This window comes from Planotetraspora silvatica, from assembly GCF_016863315.1.
Taxonomy (GTDB): domain Bacteria; phylum Actinomycetota; class Actinomycetes; order Streptosporangiales; family Streptosporangiaceae; genus Planotetraspora; species Planotetraspora silvatica.
Map to the genome: position 1 here is coordinate 1 of NZ_BOOQ01000024.1, position 17,355 is coordinate 17,355.

Here is a 17,355-nt window from a genome sequence, read left to right on the forward strand (position 1 = left end):
AACTCGACATCCGCGCCACCACCTCCAAGGGCGACATCACCGCCCGCAGCCTCTGATCGGCGACAGCGCCGCCATCGCCCCGCCTGGTGCGCCGGCATCGCCGCCGTCCCCTATCTCTGGGCCAAGAACACCGTCAACAAGGCCTGACCATGAACCAGCCGGACAGGGCCGCCAGACCAACAGGTCTGACGGCCCTGAACCTTTCCACCCAGCACACGCCGCATCGAGGAAGTCTCCGATCCAGATCGGAGACTTCCTTTCCTGTTTCGGCGCGTCCCGCCCGCCGCTACGTCCTGTATCGGAAGAGGATCCGGCCGCGGGTGAGGTCGTACGGGCTGAGCTCCACGAGCACCCGGTCATACGGCAAGATCTTGATGTAGTTCTTCCGTATCTTCCCGCTGATGTGCGCTAGCACCTTGTGCCCGTTCTGGAGCTCCACCCTGAAGGTGGCGTTGCGCAGGCACTCGATGACGGTGCCCTCGATTTCGATTCCGTCTGCTTTTCTTGGCATATCTCGCACTTCTCTGGTCGGTGACTGTGAGGACGGTGCGGGTGGGGCGTCAGCGGAGCACCAACTCCAGGTTGCTGCTCGCACGCCGGGCGCCGACGCCCTCGAACAGCGCCATGGCCGCCCCGTTGGATTCGTTCACGTCGGCCGATGCCGCCTCGACCCCGCCGCGGTGCAGCGAACCCAGCACGTGGGCGAGCAGCGCCCGAGCGATACCGCGGCGGCGCTGGTCGGACCGGACCGCGATCAGTCCGATCCGTGGCTGCCGGGTCACCGGCGCCAGCCGGACCAGCCCCACGTATCCATCGGACTGTGCCGCAGCCGCGTACTTCGACGGGTCCAGCAGGGTGACGCCGTCCGGGCGGGGCAACACCTCAGCCGGCATCTCCTGCCATCCGACGGTGGACTCGATTTCGTCGCGCACAACGCGATCCAACTCGCGCAGAGGGCCCTCCTCCGCCTCGCCGACGGCCACCATCGTCACGCCCGACGGCGGTGGCACCGAGCCGAGTCCCGTGACCCGCGGATCGGTGGGCACGAGGTACTCCCACTCGCGGCGCCGGGTCGTGAAGCCGGCTCGCTCCCAATTGGACGTCAAGTCGAGGTCGGCCTCGTCGACCACCGTGTACAACGGCTTCGGCAGGTCCGGCAGCATGGCATCGGCGAGTTGGTCGAAGACCGCGTCGTGCCACGCGTCGATGCTGAGGAAGATCCGCCCGTCGGGCCTGCGCGAAGTGTCACCGCGGCCGACCACCCGGTCGTCCTCCACGGCGTGCCACTGCGTCTCCGCGACCCGCGTGATTACTACGGCATGTTCGCCCATGCCCGAAGTGGAATGCACAGAATTCATAAGTTGTCGCCTTCCGGGATTGCCTGGTCGAGGCACTCCCGGCGACACCTACGTCAATCGCCCGACCGTGACGACGAGGGGGAGCACCCACATCGATACAGCGTTCATGGGTCTCACCTCCTCGCGTGATGTCACGGTCTGCGGCAAACTATCGGCCCGAACGTCGCTTCGTCCAACCATTTTCCCGCCGGCCATCCCGGCGGCCCGCCCATGCGCTCAGCTGCCGCATCGAACGCTGTTGATCGTTCACGAGAGTTCAGCGCGGTCGGCGCGATGGCGTGTGGTCCTGGCAGGCGTGACGGATCGTCGTACGTCCTGATCCGGGAACGGCCGGCTCCCCCGAATGGGGGAGCGGCCGCCCCGCTCCGGCGCGATGCGCGAGCGGCGCCGGGCCGGGAACGTGGAGGAGTCACCCCCATGTCCCCCCGGAGGGCAGACTCCATGAAGATCCGCAGAGCGGGCGCCTTACTGGTCGCGCCCGTCCTGGTCGCCTGTGCGGCCACGTCCCCGCCTGGCGCGGCCGGCACGCCGAGTCCCAGCGCCTCCGCCGTCCTCGCCGTGTACCGGGAGCTCGCCGGCTGCCTGCGTCAGCATGGCGTGCCGAACTTGCCCGACCCGGTCCTGGACGCACAGGGGAACGTCCAGTTCAACTCCCCCGCGCAGGTCCCCGTATCGGCGAAGACCGCGTGCGCGTCCATCGCGGCGCGGCTGCCCCCGGAGAACGGCAAGGGACCGAGGTACACCGCGGCTGAGATGGCCAAGCTCAGACAGCTCGCTCAGTGCTTCCGTGACCACGGCGTCCCCGACTGGCCCGACCCCAATTCCAGCGGCGAGTTCCCCCTGCCGAAACGGCTCCTCGACCTGGGCAAGCGCGGGTTCCGCGACCAGCTCCCCACGTGCAGGCGGTACTTCGTGGGCAAGAGCATCACGATCGTCTCGGCGACGGAGACCAGGTGAACCGCCCGATCGCCGTGGTGGCGGGCGTCGTGGTGCTGGCGGGCGCGGGCGGCGCCTGGGCCGTGCTGCGGACCGATGTCCCGCCGGCGGCCGCCACGTCGACGGCCATGGGCACCGCCCAGGTGATTCGCACCGACGTCGCACAGCAGCAGCAGGTCAACGGGACCCTGACGTATGAGGGCCTCTACCAGGTGCTCGGCTCCGGCGCGGTGATCACGCGGCTGCCCGCCATCGGCAGCACGATCACCAGAGGCCAGACGCTCTACGAGGCCGCCGGTCGCCGGGTCCCCCTCTTGTACGGCTCCCGCCCGGCGTGGCGGACGTTCGCCCTCGGGATGACGGACGGTGCCGACGTGCGGCAACTGGAGGTCAACCTGCGCGCGCTCGGGTACACCGGGTTGACGGTGGACCGGCACTTCTCCCTGGCGACTTATCACGCCGTCCGCAGGTGGCAGCACGACGCTCATCTCCCCGTGACCGGGACCGTCCCGCTGGGTCAGATCGCGTTCCTCCCGGTCGCGCTCCGGGTCACGGGCCACGACGCGCAGCTCGGCGCGGCCACCGGTGGCCCGGTGCTGCACGGCACGAGTGGGGTCCCGATCGTCTCGGTCCCGCTCGATCCCGCTGAGGTGCCGAGCGTCAAGATGGGCGGCCTGGTGCTGATCACGCTGCCCGACGGCACGACGCGCGACGGCCGTGTGACGGCCGTCAGCTCGGTGGCGTCCACCTCACAAGCACAGGACGGGCCGGCGCAGTCGTCGGTCCCGGTCACCATCCGGCTGTCGGGCCGTGTGGGGAACACGCTCGACCAGGCGCTGGTCCAGGTCGCCCTCACCAGCGAGGAACGCAAGGACGTGCTCGCCGTGCCCATCGTGGCGCTGCTGGCCCGGCCGGGCGGGACGTTCGCCGTCGTCGTGGCGGGCCGTCTGGTCCCGGTGCAGGTCGGGCTGTTCGACGAGACCGCCGGCCTGGTCGAGGTCACCGGCGTCGACGAGGGCATGAGCGTGGAGGTGCCGGCCGGATGAACGGGAGCGCGGTCCTGGAGTTGCACGACGTGTGGAAGGTCTACCCGGGGGAGCCGCCGGTGGAGTCCGTCAGAGGGATCGGCCTGACCGTCGAAGCGGGGGAGATGGTCGCGGTCCTCGGGCCCTCGGGGTCGGGGAAGTCCACCCTGCTCCATCTCATGGCCGCGATCGACCGGCCCACCTCCGGTTCGGTACGGCTGGCCGGGCATGCCGTACAGAATCTGGGGGAGCGCGGGCTCGCGGGCCTGCGGGCCCATCACGTGGGAGTCGTCTTCCAGCAGTTCTTCCTTCTGGACAGCCTCACCGCGGTGGAGAACGTCGCCACGGGGCTGCTCTACCGGGGCGTGGCGGCCGGAACCCGGCGTGAGCGGGCGGAGGAGGCGCTGCGGCGGGTGGGCCTCGGCCACCGTCTCGGGCATCGCACGGCGAAGCTGTCCGGCGGAGAGCGCCAACGGGTCGCGATCGCCCGCGCTCTCGTCGGCAACCCGGCGATCGTCTTCGCCGACGAGCCGACAGGCAACCTCGACTCCGCCAACGGCGCGGAGATCGTCACGCTCCTTCGCGAGCTCAACGTCCAAGGGACCACGCTCGTGATCGTCACTCACGACCAGGGCGTGGCCGCGGCCTGCGCGCGCCGGATCGAACTCCGCGACGGAGAAGTGGTCGACCCGGCCGCACGGGAGGCCGTCCGATGACGCCCATCGACGCCGTGACGACCCCGCCGCGATCCCGGGTGCGCGCCGCCGACCTGCTCGCCACCGGGACCCTGGGCCTGCGGACCCGGCGACTGCGGGCCGTGCTGTCCGGGCTGGGCATCGCGATCGGCATCGCCGCCATCGTGGCCGTGGCCGGGGTGACCCGATCCAGCCAGGCCGCCCTGCTCGCCCAGATCGACCGGCTCGGCACCAACCTGCTCACCGTCTCCAGCGGCACGGGCTTCGCCGGCGGCGAGCGGGAGCTCCCAGCGGAGGCCACGCGGATGTTGCGCCGGGTCGACGGAGTGCTCGCCGTCGCGCCGACCGCGCAACTGCCCACAGAGAACGTCTACCGCAATCAACTGGTCCCGGCGGGTCAGACCGGCGGCCTCGCCGTACGGGCGGCGGACGAGTCGCTGCCGGCCACACTCGACGGGCACCTCGGACAGGGCAGGTTCCTCGACGCGGCCACGGCCGCCTACCCGGTCACCGTGCTCGGGCACGAGGCGGCCACGACGCTCGGGATCACCAGAGTCGACCCCGGCACGCGGGTATGGCTCGGCGGCCACTGGTTCACCGTCGCCGGGATCCTCGATGCGCTCCCGTTCGCCCCCGAAGTGGACAGATCGGCGCTGATCGGGTTCCCCGTCGCGCGGTCGATGTTCGGGTACGAAGGTCACCCGAGCCGCCTCTACGTCCGCGCACACCATGAGCGGGTGACCGAGGTATCGGCGTTGCTCGGGGTGACGGCGAACCCGACGAACCCCGATCAGGTCGAGGTGACCCGCCCTTCGGACGCGCTCACCGCCCGCGTGGCCGTGGCCCAGTCGTCCGCCGTGTTGTTCCTCGGGCTCGGCGCCATCGCGCTGCTCGTGGCGGGCATCGGGATCGGCAACATCATGGTGATCTCGGTCCTGGAGCGGCGCGCCGAGATCGGGCTGCGGCGGGCGCTCGGGGCGACCAAGGCCCACGTCGCGGGCCAGTTCCTCGCCGAGTCGCTGGTGCTCGGCGCGCTCGGGGGCGCGGCCGGCGTGCTGATCGGCTGCGCGGTCACGGCGGCGCTGGCGCACAGCCGGGGCTGGGCCACGCAGATCCCGGTGGAGGCGCTGTGGGGAGGCCCGCTGGTCGCCGTCCTCGTCGGCGGGATCGCGGGACTCTACCCCGCGTTCCGCGCCGCCCGCCTCGCGCCGGCCGAGACGCTGCGGACGGGCTGAGATCGGACGGGAGTCAGGTGCCCCCGTCAGGTGTCCAGGGCCTCATCCAGGCGGATGAGGCCCTGCTGTAACCCGAAGATGGCCGCCTGGGTCCGATCGGCGAGCCCGAGCTTGGCCAGGATGCTGGAGACGTGTGTCTTCACCGTCTCCCTGCCGAGCCTGAGGGAACGGGCGATCTCCGCGTTGGAGCGGCCCCGTGCGAGCTCGGCGAGCACCTCGCGCTCGCGTGGGGTGAGGAGGTCCATCGGGTTTCTGCGGCGGCCCTGCCGTACCCGCTCGATGAGCAGGGCCGCGGTGCCCGCCTCCAGGACGCTGCCGCCCACTGCGGCAGCCCGTACGGCCTCCACCACCTGGTCCACAGCCGAGGTCTTCGACAGGTAGGACAGCGCCCCCAGCCGGACGGCCTCGATCACCCGCTCGTCGTCGAGGAAGGAGGCCAGCACGATCACCGCCGGACCGCCCGCCAGCTCCCGGAGCACGGCGAGCCCGTCCATGCCGGGCATGACCATGTCCAGCAGCACCACGTCGGGCCGGAGCGCGGGAATCGCCGCCAGCGCGTGGGCGCCGTCGGCGCACTCGCCGACCACTTCGATGCCGTCCTCCTGGCCCAGGACGAACCGGAGGCCCTGCCGTACGACCTCGTGGTCGTCGACGATCAGCACCCGGATCACGGCCGCTCCCCGGTGCTCGTGAGGACGGCCGTGCCGGTCCGGGACGGCGGCTCCGCCGAGGCGGACGGTAGCGAGGCGGCGACCGTCGTGCCCTGGCCGGGCGCCGTCCACAGGTCGAACGTGCCGTGCAACTCCTCGACGCGTTCGCGCATGAGCCGCAAGCCCATCCCGTGGTTCACGGCCACCGCGGACGGATCGAAACCCGCGCCGTCGTCACTGATCTCCACCCGTACGGTTCCCTCCACCCGGGCCAGCCGTACCCGCACGATGCTCGGATCGGCGTGTTTGATCGCGTTGCTGAACGCCTCCTGGACCAAGCGCAGAACGGCGTGCTCCGCCGCGGGCGCGAGCGGGACCTCGTCGAGCCGCGTCTCGACCCCCAGTCCGAGCCGGGTCTCGTAGGCCCGGCAGAGCTCCTCGATCGCGGGCACGAGACCGGCGTCCTCCAGCGCGACCGGCCGCAACTCCAGCAGGAGAGCCTGCATCTCCCGCATGGCCCTGGTCGCGGTCCGCTCCATCGACTCGGCCTCGTTCTGGAGCCGATCGGACGCCGCGCGCCGCATCCCCGCCGCCAGGAGGCTCAGCGAGAACAGATCCTGGGAGATCGAGTCGTGCAACTCGCGGGCGATCCGTCCCCGCTCCGCCTGCCGCGCCTCGGCCTGCCCAGCCCTCCGCTCGGCCTGCAGCGCCGACTCCAGCCGCTCGGTCATCCGGTTGAACGACTCCTCGAGCCGGCCCACCTCGTCTCCCTCGGTCACCGGGACACGCGGACGGAAGTCACCCTGGGCGACCGCGCCGGTGACGTCCGCCAGACGCCGCACCCGGCCGATCAGCCGCCGCGTGCTCAGCAGCCCGAAGATCAGGCCCACCGGCACGACCAGGACCAGCACCAGGGCACCGGGTACGAGCAGGCGCAACAGCGACCCGGGCACGTCGCCCGCCCCGCCGGAACCGGAGGGCGCCTGCACGTGGACATACCCGGCGATCTTGTACTTGGGTGCCACGGCCGTCTCCATGCCGGAGGACGGCGTGCCTGGGGGATAGAGCAGCACCGGACTCGACCACCACGTCGCGTCTCCCATGCGGGTCTTCCCTCTGCCCCCGCCACCCTCGGGGAAGAGGCGCACGTCGAGCGGGGAGCCCGGGGGATAGATGCCGTTCGCGGAGCTGGTGACGACCCGCCCGCTCACGTCGGCCAGGACCTCGACGGGCTGATCCGTCGCTTTGCCGTCGGTGACAATGATCTGCACGCCCTTGTCCTGCTTCACCGGGCTCCCGTCGAGGGATATCTGCCCTTTAGTCACTTTCTGGGCCATGATGAGCAGTTGCTTCATGGTGGCGGCGGGAGTGGTGACGTTGAGGTTGCTGAGGGCGAGGCTGAGGATGTTCGCGTCATGGTTGGCCTGGGCCTGGACGCGGTTCTGAAGGCCGGTGTCGTCGACGATCGACGGCACGTAGACACCGAGCAGCACCGACTCGACCACCAGTACGGCCGCCGCCGTCACGAGCACATACGAGGCGGCCATACGGCGCCTGAGTCCCATATCGGCAGCGTAATGTTCTGGTTCGCCCCGGTCCTCCCCCTAAAGGGGGACCATCTCCGACCCTGGGGCGCGCTCAGCGAGGCAGCGTGACCAACCCCGTCTCGTAGGCGATGATCACGAGCTGAACCCGGTCCCGTGCGCCCAATTTGGTGAACAGCCGTGACACGTGCGACTTGGCGGTGGCCACCGTGATGAAGAGATCCTCCGCGATCTCGGTGTTCGACCGGCCGCGTCCGACCAGGGTCAGCACTTCCCGTTCCCGCTCGGTGAGGCCTTCGACCGGTCGTGGGGAGCGCTCCGGAGCAGCAGTGGGGCGCCCGACGAAGTCCGCGATGAGACGGCGCGTCACGCCCGGCGCGATCAGCGCGTCGCCGGCGGCGACCACGCGGATCGCCGTGAGGATGTCGTCCAGCGCCATGTCCTTGACCACGAAGCCGCTCGCGCCGGCCCGGAGAGCGCCGTAGACGTGGTCGTCCTCGTCGAAGGTGGTCAGGACGAGGACGCGGGCCGTCGCCGGACCGGCGGTGATCCGGCGAGTGGCCTCGATCCCGTCCATGCCGGGCATCCGGATGTCCATCACCACGACGTCGGGGTCGACGTCCCTGACCAGTTGGACCGCCTCGGCGCCGGTGGCGGCCTCGCCGACGACCTCCAGGTCGGGGTGATCGGCGATGAGGACGCGTAGACCTGATCGCACCAAGGGCTGGTCGTCGGCGAGTACGAGCCGGACGGTCATCGAAGCTCCGCCGGAATTCCGAGGGGTTCGGGCAGCGGCAGCCTCGCCATCACCCGGAAGCCGCCCTCGGGACGCGGACCGGCGCTGAGGTGGCCGTGCAGCAGGCCGACCCGCTCCCGCATGCCGACGATGCCGAAGCCGTGGGACGAGCCGTTCTCGGTGGCGCCGCGCCCGTCGTCGACGACCTCCACGGTCAGTTCCTCGTTCCCGTAGTCGATGGCCACCCGGCAACGCCCGGTGCCCGCGTGGCGGACCACGTTGGTCAGCGCCTCCTGCACGATGCGGTACGCGGACAGGTCGATGTCGGCCGGCAAGGGACGCTGCTCCCCGCTGTGGCGCACGTCGACGCGTACCCCCGCGTCCGCGGTCGCCGCGGCCAGGCGTTCGATGTCCGCCAGACCGGGCGAGGGCTCGAGAGGCGCCTGCCCCGAGGCCGCCGCGCCCGGGTCGGATTGACGGAGCGCCACCAGCGTGCGCCGAAGGCCCGACAGGGTCTGTCTGCTGGTGGTCTCGATGGCTCGCAGCGCCTCGCGGGCCTCCGCGGGCTGTGTCTGGATGACCCGGCTGCCGACCCCGGCCTGGATGGCGATGATGCCGATACTGTGCGCGACCATGTCGTGCAGTTCCCGCGCGATCCGCAGCCGTTCGGCGGTCACGGCCTCGGCCACCTCCTGCGAGCGCAGCGCCACCGCGTGTTCGCGGCGTTCGCGACTGAGCAGACCGACCGTGCAGGATGCGGCCGTCGCCAAGAGGGCGATCACGCCGTTGAGGATCAGGTTGTCCCCGTGAGCGAACCCGCCGATCACCAAGGCTTGAACGGTGAGAGACACGCCCACTACGACGATCGAAGCTCGCCGGGTGCGGGTGGCGACGATGAAGCCCAGGACGAGGTCCACCGCCAGATACGACAGGAACTGGCCCTGGTACGACACCGCCAGGCTCGCATCGTGAGGTGTGATCACCACCACGGCGGTGGCCCCGAGGAGAGTCATGGCCAGAGCCAGCAGCGGCATCCGTCGCAGCACACCGACGAGCAGGCTCACAGCCAGCAGCGACCCGACGGCGTGAACCGTGCCCGAAGCCCGCGGGGCACCCCCCACCAGCAGAGTCACCATGACCAAGTACAGGACACCCCCCACCCAGGCCATGACCTTCGATCTCGTCATCGGCGGAGTCCCCTCTCGCGAGGGAGGTCGCGGTGCGAAGCGCGTGCAGGCAACGGGGTCCTCCGTGTGGTGGCCATGCCGCGAGACTAACCAGACGCCGCCCGCGAGACATCGGCCCGGGGACGTACGCCTGCGGGCTGACCCGGCAGCGCGATCACCGCCCAGGGTCACCCGTGACGCCCTGACTGAAGGTCGTGATGGTGGCCGTGTCGCTCCGTGGAACACCTGTTAATTGTCGCCGTGGATTGTCGCGTGATTGGAAAGGTTAGCGCCAGGTTAAATGGCAAATGGCAGGTTAAGCAGCATTGTTCCAATGTTTGACTACATGCCTTACTGAGGCAAGCCGCGATCTCTAGGTTCTTCTTGCTGCTGATCAAGCTAAGAGGAGACCGACATGGACAGGAGCCCCGCAGTCCGGGGTCGCGGGATCAGGAAGTCCTTCGGTGATGTGGTCGCACTCGACGGCATGGACCTCGACGTGGGAGCAGGGCAGGTCCACGGCCTGGTCGGCCCGAACGGCGCGGGCAAGACGACGCTCCTCGGTCTGCTGCTGGGACTGGCGGTCGCGGACGGCGGCAGCCTCGAGATCCTGGGTACGCCGGTCGGGCGGACGCTCGCCGTCCCCGAGGGCGTCGCGGGCTTCGTGGACGGGCCCGGGCTCTATCCTTCGCTCACCGCTCGGCAGAACCTCTCGGCCCTCGCCTCATTGCGCCGGTACGACGCCGGTCGCACCACCGGCGTCGACGACGCGCTGGAGCAGGTCGGGCTCACCGACGTCGCCGACGACCGTGTCCGGGGCTTCTCGCTGGGGATGCGCCAGCGGCTCGGACTGGCCGCCGCGCTGCTCACCACGCCGCGGCTGCTGGTCCTCGACGAGCCGGCCAACGGCCTGGACCTCGCCGGCAAGCAGCATGTGCACCGCGTCCTCACCGGACTCGCCGCGGAAGGGACCGCGGTGGTCCTGTCCAGCCACCGGATGGACGACCTCGCCGCGCTGTGCTCCGAGGTCACCATCCTCGCCACCGGACGGGTCGTCTTCTCCGGGCCGCTGAGCAAGCTGGCCGCCGAGAGCGGGGAACTCGACTACCGGCTGCTCACCTCCGACCCGGAGGCCACCCGCCGGCTGGCGGCAGAGACACCGGGGCTCCGCGTCGTGCCCGGCCGCGACCCCGGCCAACGGGCGGACGCCGACATCGTCGTCCGCGGACCGGTGCCGGCCCTCGACGAGCTGGTCGTGCGGCTCGTGCAGGCCGGCGTGGCGCTCCGAGAGCTGGGGCCCGTGATGACGCCGCTCGAGGCCGCGTTCCTGGCCCTGACCGGGACCGGCGCCGAGCCCGCGCAGACCGACCAGGAGGACCTGTGATGACCGCGACCGTCGCCCGACCCCGGGCCGACGCCCGACCGGCGCCTGTGCTGCACGGCTACCGGTTCGAGCTGGTCAAGCTGCTCTCCCAGTGGCGGATCCGCCTGCTGCTGCTCGCCTGCTGGATCGCCCCGGCGGCCTTCGTGGCCGTGGTGAGCCTGCAGAGCTCGTTGCCCGCAGACACGGTCTTCGGCCGCTGGATGAACGCGACCGGCTGGGCGGGGTCGCTGGTCGTGCTGGACTTCTCGTGCAGCTGGGCGCTTCCGCTGCTGACGGCGCTGGTCGCCGGCGACGTCTTCGCCGTCGAGGACCGGCTGGGCACCTGGCGCCACCTCCTCGTGGCGGTCCGCTCCCCGCGGCGGATCTTCGTGGCGAAGACCCTTGCCAGCCTCACCGTGATCCTGTTGCTGGTGGCCGGACTCACCGCGTCGGGCATCGCCGGTGGTCTGGCCGCGGTCGGCAACCGGCCCCTTGCCGGCCTGGACGGCCATCTCCTCACCCCGGCGGACGCGGCCGGCACGGTCCTGCTCGCGTGGGCCTGCGCGTTGGCGCCGACGTTGGCGTTCGCCGCGGTCGGCCTCCTCGGCTCGGTCGCCCTGGGCCGCTCTCCGATGGGGCTGCTGATGCCCGCGCTGCTCGCCTTCGTGCTGCAGCTCGCGCAGCTGCTCCCGCTGCCGGTGGCCGTGCAGCTCGCCCTGCCGAGCCACGCCTTCCTCGCCTGGCGCGGGCTGTTCACCAGCCCGGCGCAGGCGGGTCCCCTCCTCATCGGCCTCGTGGTGAGCCTCGTGTGGGCGGTCGTCGCCACCGCGCTGGCCTACCTGCTGTTCCTGCGCCGTGACTTCACCGACCTGACATACGACGGGTCGGGCCGGCGGGCCCTGGTGGCGGGGGTGTTGCCGCTGGCGGGCGTGGTCGCCCTCACCATCGGCGTGATCGCCGTCGCGACCCCGGCCACGGGCACGGGGATCGAGAAGGTGAAGCTGCAGGACTCGCTCGCCACGGCGTACTCCCACCTCTACCGGCTGCAGACGCAGGAGCTCCATCGCCCTGACGTCCCCGAGGCCCAGCTGCAGGCCACCGCGTCCTGCGACAAGGGAGACTCCCTGGTCGTCGACGAGGGACCGGGCAACGACTGGCGGTGTGTCGTGTCCTGGCACGTCCCCGGCGCGACCGCCGTGGGCAACGCCATCTACCAGCTCGACGTCACCGCAGACGGGCGGTACGTCGCCGACGGAGACGGACCCAAGGAGGTGAACGGCTACTTCCAGGTGCGCACCCCGAACGGGGACGCGCCCAACCCCCTGTGGCAGTTCGACGGGAACGTCGACCTGCTCACAAGCACGACGAAGGAATAGTTTCATGCACGTCACGCGTCAGCGCGTCACGAAGGACCGTTTCGGACTCCGACCCACCGGCCGCCGGGTTCAGCTCCTCGCAGCCGCCACCGCCGCTCTGGTCGTCGCCGGCGGGGGCATCGCCTACGCCAGCACCGATGGGTTCGGCTACTACCAGGTCGGCCAGACCACCGGTAATGGCCTGGTCGTGTCCGGCGACCAGGCCATCAAGCCGATCGGTGACCGCCTCGTCATCAACAACGGCAAGATCATGTCGTCCACGGTCAGCCCGGACGGCACCCACCTCGCGGCCGCGGTCACCGACGGTGGGGCGGCGCTCGCCATCGTCGACCTGAAGACCTACACGGTTCAGCAGGTCGTCAGCAACTCCGCGTCGTCCACCCCGCGCCTCAGCGGCGCCGACGTGGGCCAGGAAGGCCCCACGTACTCGCCCGACGGCAAGCACCTGTGGCTGGGCCGGACCGACGGCTACACCCGGCTTGACGTGAACGCGGACGGCAGCGTCACCAACCCGGTCGACATCAAGATCCCGGCGGACGGCTCCAAGCACGCGCTGGCATCCGCGGCGGTCTTCTCGGCCGACGGCTCCACCGTGTACTCGGCGGTCAACGGCCAGAACCGCGTGGTCGCGCTCGACGCGGTGACCGGCGCCATCAAGCAGAGCTGGGTCGTGGGCAACGCCCCGCGCGGCATGGTCCAGGTCGGCAACAAGCTGTACGTCAGCAACGAGGGCGGGCGTCCGGCCAGGCCCGGCGAGACGACGATCAACTCGTACGGCACCCAGGTGCCGGCTGACCCGATCACCGGTGCCACCACCACCGGTACGGTCAGCGTCATCGACCTGGCGACCCCGGCCGCCGCCGCCAAGAGCATCGACGTCGGTCTGCACCCGACCGCCGTGTACGCCAAGGACGGGGCGGTGTTCGTCACCAACACCGCCACCAACGACGTGTCGGTCATCGACACCCGCAAGGACAAGGTCGTCCAGACCATCGCCACCCAGCCGTGGCCGGAGGCCTCGGTGGGCTACGAGCCCGACGCGGTGACGCTCACCCACGACGGTCATCTGCTGGTGACGCTCGGCCGCGCCAACGCGGTCGCCGTCTACCGGTACAAGAACCCGCAGGAGCCGGTCAGCTACGTCGGCCTGCTCCCGACGGACTACTTCCCCGCGGAGATCACCACCGTGGGCGACGACGTGGTCGTCTCCAACACCCGTGGCATCGACGCCCGCCGCCCCACCACCGCGGCCGGGCACGGCACCCACGACACGACGTCGAGTGTGACGCGGTTCAAGCTGCCGTCCGACAAGGCGATCGCCAAGTACACGGACACGGTCTTCGCGCAGAACGGCTGGGGCAAGAACGACCTCAAGGAGGCCCACGGCAACAAGCAGAAGGCCGTGGCGGTCCCCTCGCGTCTCGGCGACCCGTCGACCATCAAGCACGTCTTCCTGCTGGTCAAGGAGAACCGGACCTACGACCAGGTCTTCGGTGACATCCCGCAGGGCAACGGCGCCCCGGCGCTGGCCCAGTACGGCGAGAACGTGACGCCGAACCAGCACGCGCTGGCTGAGCAGTTCGGGCTGTACGACAACACCTACGACATCGGCACCAACTCCGCCGAGGGTCACAACTGGCTGATGCAGGCCGACAACCCGGAGTACACCGAGTCCTCGGCCGGCGAGTACCTGCGCAGCTACGACACCGAGGACGACGCTCTCGGCCACCAGCGGACCGGCTTCATCTGGTCCGGTGCGCAGGCGGCCGGGAAGAGCGTGCGGGACTTCGGCGAGTTCCACCAGTTCCTGACCAAGCCGGCCGGTGCGAGCTGGCAGAACCTGTACTGCGACACCAAGAACATGCAGGCGACGGGGCAGAACACCGCCTACACCCTGAACTCGTCTTCGCCGATTCCGTCGCTCAACAACGTGTCGGTGCCCGGCTTCCCGAAGTTCGACACCAGCGTCCCGGACGTCTACCGCGCCGAGATCTGGAAGCAGGACTTCGAGAAGAACGGTCCGGCGAACCTGAACATGTTCTGGCTCTCCAGCGACCACACCGGTGGTCCGGTGAACGGAGCCGCTCAGGTCGCCGACAACGACCTCGCGGTCGGCCAGATCGTTGACGAGATCTCGCACAGCCAGTACTGGAAGGACTCCGCGATCTTCGTGGTCGAGGACGACTCCCAGGCCGGCACCGATCACGTCGACGGCCACCGTGCCCCGGTCCAGATCATCAGCCCCTGGGCCCAGCACGGTAAGGTCGACAGCCGCTACTACACGCAGATCACCATGGTCCGCACCATCGAGCAGATCCTCGGGATCCACCCGATGAACCAGAAGGACACCGCGGCCACCCCGATGACCGAGGCCTTCACCAACAAGCCCGACTACACGCCGTTCACCGCCCTGCCGAACCGCACCTCGCTGACCCTGGGTCTGTCGACCGCGAACCTGCCGACCTGTGGTGCGGACGTCCCGGCGCCGCAGGACCCGGCCGCCGCGGCCGCGCCGACGGCGAAGGTGCCGGCGGCCGAGCAGGGGACTGCGGCGAAGTGGGGGGCCTGGAAGTCGCAGCAGAAGTTCACCGGGCCCGACGCCAGGGCCGACTCCGCCAGCCCCGAGCAGATGAACCGCTTCTCGTGGTACGAGGCGCACGACTTCAAGAAGCCCTACCCGGGTGAGACCAAGATTTACACGCCGGACCAGGTGCCGGGTGCCTACATCCCGTCGTCGGAGAACGACGGCTGACCTTCGCACAACTCACAGGACGGCCCGCCGGGATCCCGGCGGGCCGTCCGCCCATGTGAGCTCCTGACAGAGTTGGACCGGGCGGCGCCGTCGGATGTTCAGCCTCCGGACGACAGTCGGCGGAGGTCGCGCAAGGTGCCGACGAACGCCGGGGACAGCACGAGCAGACTCGCGCCCGATGCCGCGGACAGAAGGTGCGGTTGCTCGCTGCTCACACTGGTGCCCAGGAGGATCAGCCCTGGAAGGGTGCCCGCGGCGGCCAGGCACCACAGGCCGAGCCGGAGTCGGGCCGGTGACGGCGGTACGGCAGTGGCCGCACCGAGGCTCGCCACGATCCGGCAACTCTGGATCGCTCCGAGTGCGAGCGCCGTCCACCAGCAGATGAGCAGGATCGGCCGGAGCAGAGCCGGCGCGGCGGTGTATGCGCCCGTTTGCACGGCGGCCGTCACGACCGCGGTGAGGATCGCGGGAACCGCGAAGCCGCAGGCCGCGCGGTGCAGCAACGTGAGCGCGGCGTCGAGAGTGGGCCGCGGGCGCGGGACGACCAGCACGAGCCCGAGCATCATCACGATGGCACAGGCGTTCATGGGCCACGTGTGCGCGCCCGCCAGAGAACGCGGGGCGTCCAGTTCCATGGCCGCATGGGTGAGGAACCAGCAGGCCGCTGCGAGGACGACGGCCATCGTGGCCATCCGCTGGCGTCGCTGGACGGGGGAGTCGACCGGCCAGATCGCCGGGCGCAACCACATGCCCGCCACACTCACCGCGAGATTCGCCCAGGCCGCCCGGCCCGCGTGTTGTACTTCGAGCTCCAGGTCCGCGCCCCACCGCTGCCGGAAGGCGGCGGGGTAGAGCCTGATCAGCCGGAGAGCGGGGTTCACGCCGGACTCACCCCGAGCTTTCGCAGCCCGGCCGCCGCAACTCGCGCCATGGACCGCAGTTCTCGTTCGAGCGTCTCGCGGCCGCGGGGCGTGAGCTGGACGGGGCGCTGGCGGCCGGTGCCGTCCAGGGACTCGATCAGCTCCTTGGCCTCCAGGCGGCTCAACGCGCCGTACAGGCTGCCCGGTCCCAGGCGTTGCCCGGTCAGCTCCTCGATGGCGTTGTTGATCGCGTAGCCGTGCATCGGACCGTCGGCCAGCACGCACAGCACCAAGGTCTGAGAGTCGTTGATCTGCACGCCCTCACATTACTACGCGCCGAGTAGTACGTGCCGTGTACTATGACCCTTGTGAACGAGACACCTTCGGCGGCGATCGGTGAGCGGAGCAGGCGACGGCTGCAGGTCCGTACAGGCCTTCGCGGGCGCTCCTGGGTACGGGGAGTGCTCCGGATCGCCCTGGCGTCCGTGTCGGCCGTCGCGGCACTGGGCGGCGGGTACATCGCCTTGGCGGCGGTCCGTCACGCGCAGCCCGTCACGCTGCCGACCCCGACCGGTGCGTACGGCGTGGGCCGCACCACCTTCGACTGGACCGACCATGCCCGCGCCGACCCTCTCGCCACGACCCCCGGCCTCGCCCGCGAACTGTCCGTCTGGTTGTGGTACCCGGCAGATCCCCGGGCCGGGGGACCGCCTGCGCCGTACGCGCCCGGTGCCTGGGAACAACTGCACTTCACCGGTCCGGCCGGGTTGGGCCAGACCAGCTTCGACGCCATCCGAACCCAGTCGCGTGACGACGTGCCGGTGGCCGCCGGCCGGTTCCCGGTCGTCGTCCTCGAACCGGGGCTGGGGATGGCCGCTCCGCAGTACACCTCGCTGGCGGAGAACCTGGCCAGCCACGGTTACCTCGTCGCGGGCGTCACCCCCACCTACAGTGCGAACCTGACCGTGCTCGGCGGGCGACCGGTGCACGCCACCGATGCCGGCAACCCGCCCGTGTTCGACGCCGCCGACGCCGGCGAAGCCACCCGGGCCGGCGACCGTCTCGTCACCGTGTGGGCCGCGGACGCACAATTCGCCGCCGCGGAGGTGGCGGGTCTCGACGGGAGCGCCCGCTTCGCCCGGCACGTCGACGCGACACGCGTCGTGTATCTCGGCCACTCCCTCGGCGGCGCGGCGGCGCTGGAGGCCTGCCGTACGGATCCGCGATGCCGGGGCGCCGCGGACCTCGACGGCGCCCAGTTCGGCTCGGTCGCACACGTGGGGTCGAGCGAACCGATGATGATCCTCGCCAGTCAGGACTCGTGTGTGACCGGTTCCTGCCAGGCGGACGACCCCGTCGGCCTCGCCGAGCGCGACGCCGCCCGAGCTCTGCTGGCCGCAAGCACGGGGCCGGTCTGGTGCCACCGGATCGACGGCAGCGGCCACTTCAACTTCAGCGACCACGCCGCCTACTATCTGGCCACGCCCCTGCACCGCCTCCTGGGGTTGGGAGCCGTCGACGGCCGCCGCGGCCTCGCCATCACCAACGCCTACCTGACCGCGTTCGTGGACCATGTCGTCCGTGGCACCGCCGAGCCTCTGCTCTCCGCGTCGTCGGCGGCCCCGGACCGGCGGTGCTCGCATTGATCGAAATCACCGG

Annotated in this window: 16 protein-coding genes; 8 read left to right on the plus strand and 8 right to left on the minus strand. The window is 70.6% G+C overall.

The window, feature by feature from the left end:
* Positions 1–286: 286 nt before the first annotated feature.
* On the minus strand, positions 287–511 hold the full coding sequence (gene infA / locus Psi02_RS18230; protein WP_203975597.1) for a translation initiation factor IF-1: 225 nt from the start codon (positions 509–511) through the stop codon (positions 287–289).
* 49 nt (positions 512–560) lie between these two features.
* Positions 561–1,331, minus strand: a complete 771-nt coding sequence (locus Psi02_RS18235) for a GNAT family N-acetyltransferase (protein ID WP_239094974.1) — start codon at positions 1,329–1,331, stop codon at positions 561–563.
* Positions 1,332–1,799: 468 nt separating this feature from the next.
* Between Psi02_RS18235 and Psi02_RS18240 the strand changes: the two genes are divergently transcribed.
* From Psi02_RS18240 to Psi02_RS18255, 4 genes are read left to right on the plus strand one after another with little or no spacing between them, the layout of a single operon-like run.
* Complete coding sequence (locus Psi02_RS18240; RefSeq protein WP_203975601.1) at positions 1,800–2,315, plus strand: hypothetical protein; 516 nt, start codon at positions 1,800–1,802, stop codon at positions 2,313–2,315.
* Entirely contained in the window at positions 2,312–3,340 is a 1,029-nt protein-coding gene (locus tag Psi02_RS18245) for a peptidoglycan-binding domain-containing protein (protein WP_203975603.1), read from the plus strand. The genes Psi02_RS18240 and Psi02_RS18245 overlap by 4 nt, the downstream gene beginning before the upstream one ends.
* On the plus strand, positions 3,337–4,035 hold the full coding sequence (locus tag Psi02_RS18250) for an ABC transporter ATP-binding protein (protein ID WP_203975605.1): 699 nt from the start codon (positions 3,337–3,339) through the stop codon (positions 4,033–4,035). Before Psi02_RS18245 ends, Psi02_RS18250 begins: the two co-directional genes overlap by 4 nt.
* Positions 4,032–5,249 (plus strand): ABC transporter permease, encoded by a 1,218-nt coding sequence (locus Psi02_RS18255; protein WP_203975607.1) that lies wholly within the window; start codon positions 4,032–4,034, stop codon positions 5,247–5,249. The genes Psi02_RS18250 and Psi02_RS18255 overlap by 4 nt, the downstream gene beginning before the upstream one ends.
* Positions 5,250–5,275: 26 nt before the next feature.
* On the opposite strand, the gene Psi02_RS18260 is transcribed toward Psi02_RS18255, so the two are convergent.
* From Psi02_RS18260 to Psi02_RS18275, 4 genes are all read right to left on the minus strand, one after another.
* The gene (locus Psi02_RS18260) at positions 5,276–5,920 is read right to left on the minus strand and encodes a response regulator transcription factor (RefSeq protein ID WP_239094975.1); all 645 of its coding nucleotides are present in this window, start codon (positions 5,918–5,920) and stop codon (positions 5,276–5,278) included.
* On the minus strand, positions 5,917–7,464 hold the full coding sequence (locus Psi02_RS18265) for a HAMP domain-containing sensor histidine kinase (protein ID WP_203975609.1): 1,548 nt from the start codon (positions 7,462–7,464) through the stop codon (positions 5,917–5,919). Before Psi02_RS18265 ends, Psi02_RS18260 begins: the two co-directional genes overlap by 4 nt.
* A 73-nt stretch (positions 7,465–7,537) precedes the next feature.
* The gene (locus Psi02_RS18270; protein ID WP_203975611.1) at positions 7,538–8,200 is read right to left on the minus strand and encodes a response regulator; all 663 of its coding nucleotides are present in this window, start codon (positions 8,198–8,200) and stop codon (positions 7,538–7,540) included.
* Positions 8,197–9,366, minus strand: coding sequence for a sensor histidine kinase (locus Psi02_RS18275; RefSeq protein WP_203975613.1), 1,170 nt, complete (start codon positions 9,364–9,366; stop codon positions 8,197–8,199). Before Psi02_RS18275 ends, Psi02_RS18270 begins: the two co-directional genes overlap by 4 nt.
* 394 nt (positions 9,367–9,760) lie before the next feature.
* Here Psi02_RS18275 and Psi02_RS18280 point away from each other — a divergent pair, with 394 nt between their 5' ends.
* From Psi02_RS18280 to Psi02_RS18290, 3 genes are read left to right on the plus strand one after another with little or no spacing between them, the layout of a single operon-like run.
* Entirely contained in the window at positions 9,761–10,729 is a 969-nt protein-coding gene (locus tag Psi02_RS18280) for an ABC transporter ATP-binding protein (protein ID WP_203975615.1), read from the plus strand.
* Positions 10,729–12,084: an ABC-2 transporter permease family protein gene (locus Psi02_RS18285; protein ID WP_203975617.1), complete on the plus strand. Its 1,356-nt coding sequence runs from the start codon at positions 10,729–10,731 to the stop codon at positions 12,082–12,084. Before Psi02_RS18280 ends, Psi02_RS18285 begins: the two co-directional genes overlap by 1 nt.
* Before the next feature lie 4 nt (positions 12,085–12,088).
* Entirely contained in the window at positions 12,089–14,836 is a 2,748-nt protein-coding gene (locus tag Psi02_RS18290) for an alkaline phosphatase family protein (protein ID WP_203975619.1), read from the plus strand.
* A 98-nt stretch (positions 14,837–14,934) separates the two neighbouring features.
* On the opposite strand, the gene Psi02_RS18295 is transcribed toward Psi02_RS18290, so the two are convergent.
* A complete protein-coding gene (locus tag Psi02_RS18295; protein WP_203975621.1) occupies positions 14,935–15,717 on the minus strand; it encodes a hypothetical protein in 783 nt (260 codons plus the stop codon).
* Complete coding sequence (locus tag Psi02_RS18300; protein WP_203975623.1) at positions 15,714–16,013, minus strand: PadR family transcriptional regulator; 300 nt, start codon at positions 16,011–16,013, stop codon at positions 15,714–15,716. Before Psi02_RS18300 ends, Psi02_RS18295 begins: the two co-directional genes overlap by 4 nt.
* Before the next feature lie 51 nt (positions 16,014–16,064).
* Between Psi02_RS18300 and Psi02_RS18305 the strand changes: the two genes are divergently transcribed.
* Positions 16,065–17,342, plus strand: a complete 1,278-nt coding sequence (locus tag Psi02_RS18305) for an alpha/beta hydrolase (RefSeq protein WP_203975625.1) — start codon at positions 16,065–16,067, stop codon at positions 17,340–17,342.
* The last annotated feature ends 13 nt before the right edge of the window (positions 17,343–17,355 follow it).

What these genes read in the sequence shown, in the direction of transcription:
- Psi02_RS18255 (WP_203975607.1), top strand. Translation starts at nt 4,032, where the DNA reads ATGACGCCCATCGACGCCGTGACGACCCCGCCGCGATCCCGGGTGCGC.
- Psi02_RS18265 (WP_203975609.1), bottom strand. Translation starts at nt 7,464, where the DNA reads ATGGGACTCAGGCGCCGTATGGCCGCCTCGTATGTGCTCGTGACGGCG.
- Psi02_RS18285 (WP_203975617.1), top strand. Translation starts at nt 10,729, where the DNA reads ATGACCGCGACCGTCGCCCGACCCCGGGCCGACGCCCGACCGGCGCCT.
- Psi02_RS18240 (WP_203975601.1), top strand. Translation starts at nt 1,800, where the DNA reads ATGAAGATCCGCAGAGCGGGCGCCTTACTGGTCGCGCCCGTCCTGGTC.
- Psi02_RS18290 (WP_203975619.1), top strand. Translation starts at nt 12,089, where the DNA reads ATGCACGTCACGCGTCAGCGCGTCACGAAGGACCGTTTCGGACTCCGA.
- infA (WP_203975597.1), bottom strand. Translation starts at nt 511, where the DNA reads ATGCCAAGAAAAGCAGACGGAATCGAAATCGAGGGCACCGTCATCGAG.
- Psi02_RS18235 (WP_239094974.1), bottom strand. Translation starts at nt 1,331, where the DNA reads ATGGGCGAACATGCCGTAGTAATCACGCGGGTCGCGGAGACGCAGTGG.
- Psi02_RS18270 (WP_203975611.1), bottom strand. Translation starts at nt 8,200, where the DNA reads ATGACCGTCCGGCTCGTACTCGCCGACGACCAGCCCTTGGTGCGATCA.
- Psi02_RS18275 (WP_203975613.1), bottom strand. Translation starts at nt 9,366, where the DNA reads ATGACGAGATCGAAGGTCATGGCCTGGGTGGGGGGTGTCCTGTACTTG.
- Psi02_RS18250 (WP_203975605.1), top strand. Translation starts at nt 3,337, where the DNA reads ATGAACGGGAGCGCGGTCCTGGAGTTGCACGACGTGTGGAAGGTCTAC.
- Psi02_RS18280 (WP_203975615.1), top strand. Translation starts at nt 9,761, where the DNA reads ATGGACAGGAGCCCCGCAGTCCGGGGTCGCGGGATCAGGAAGTCCTTC.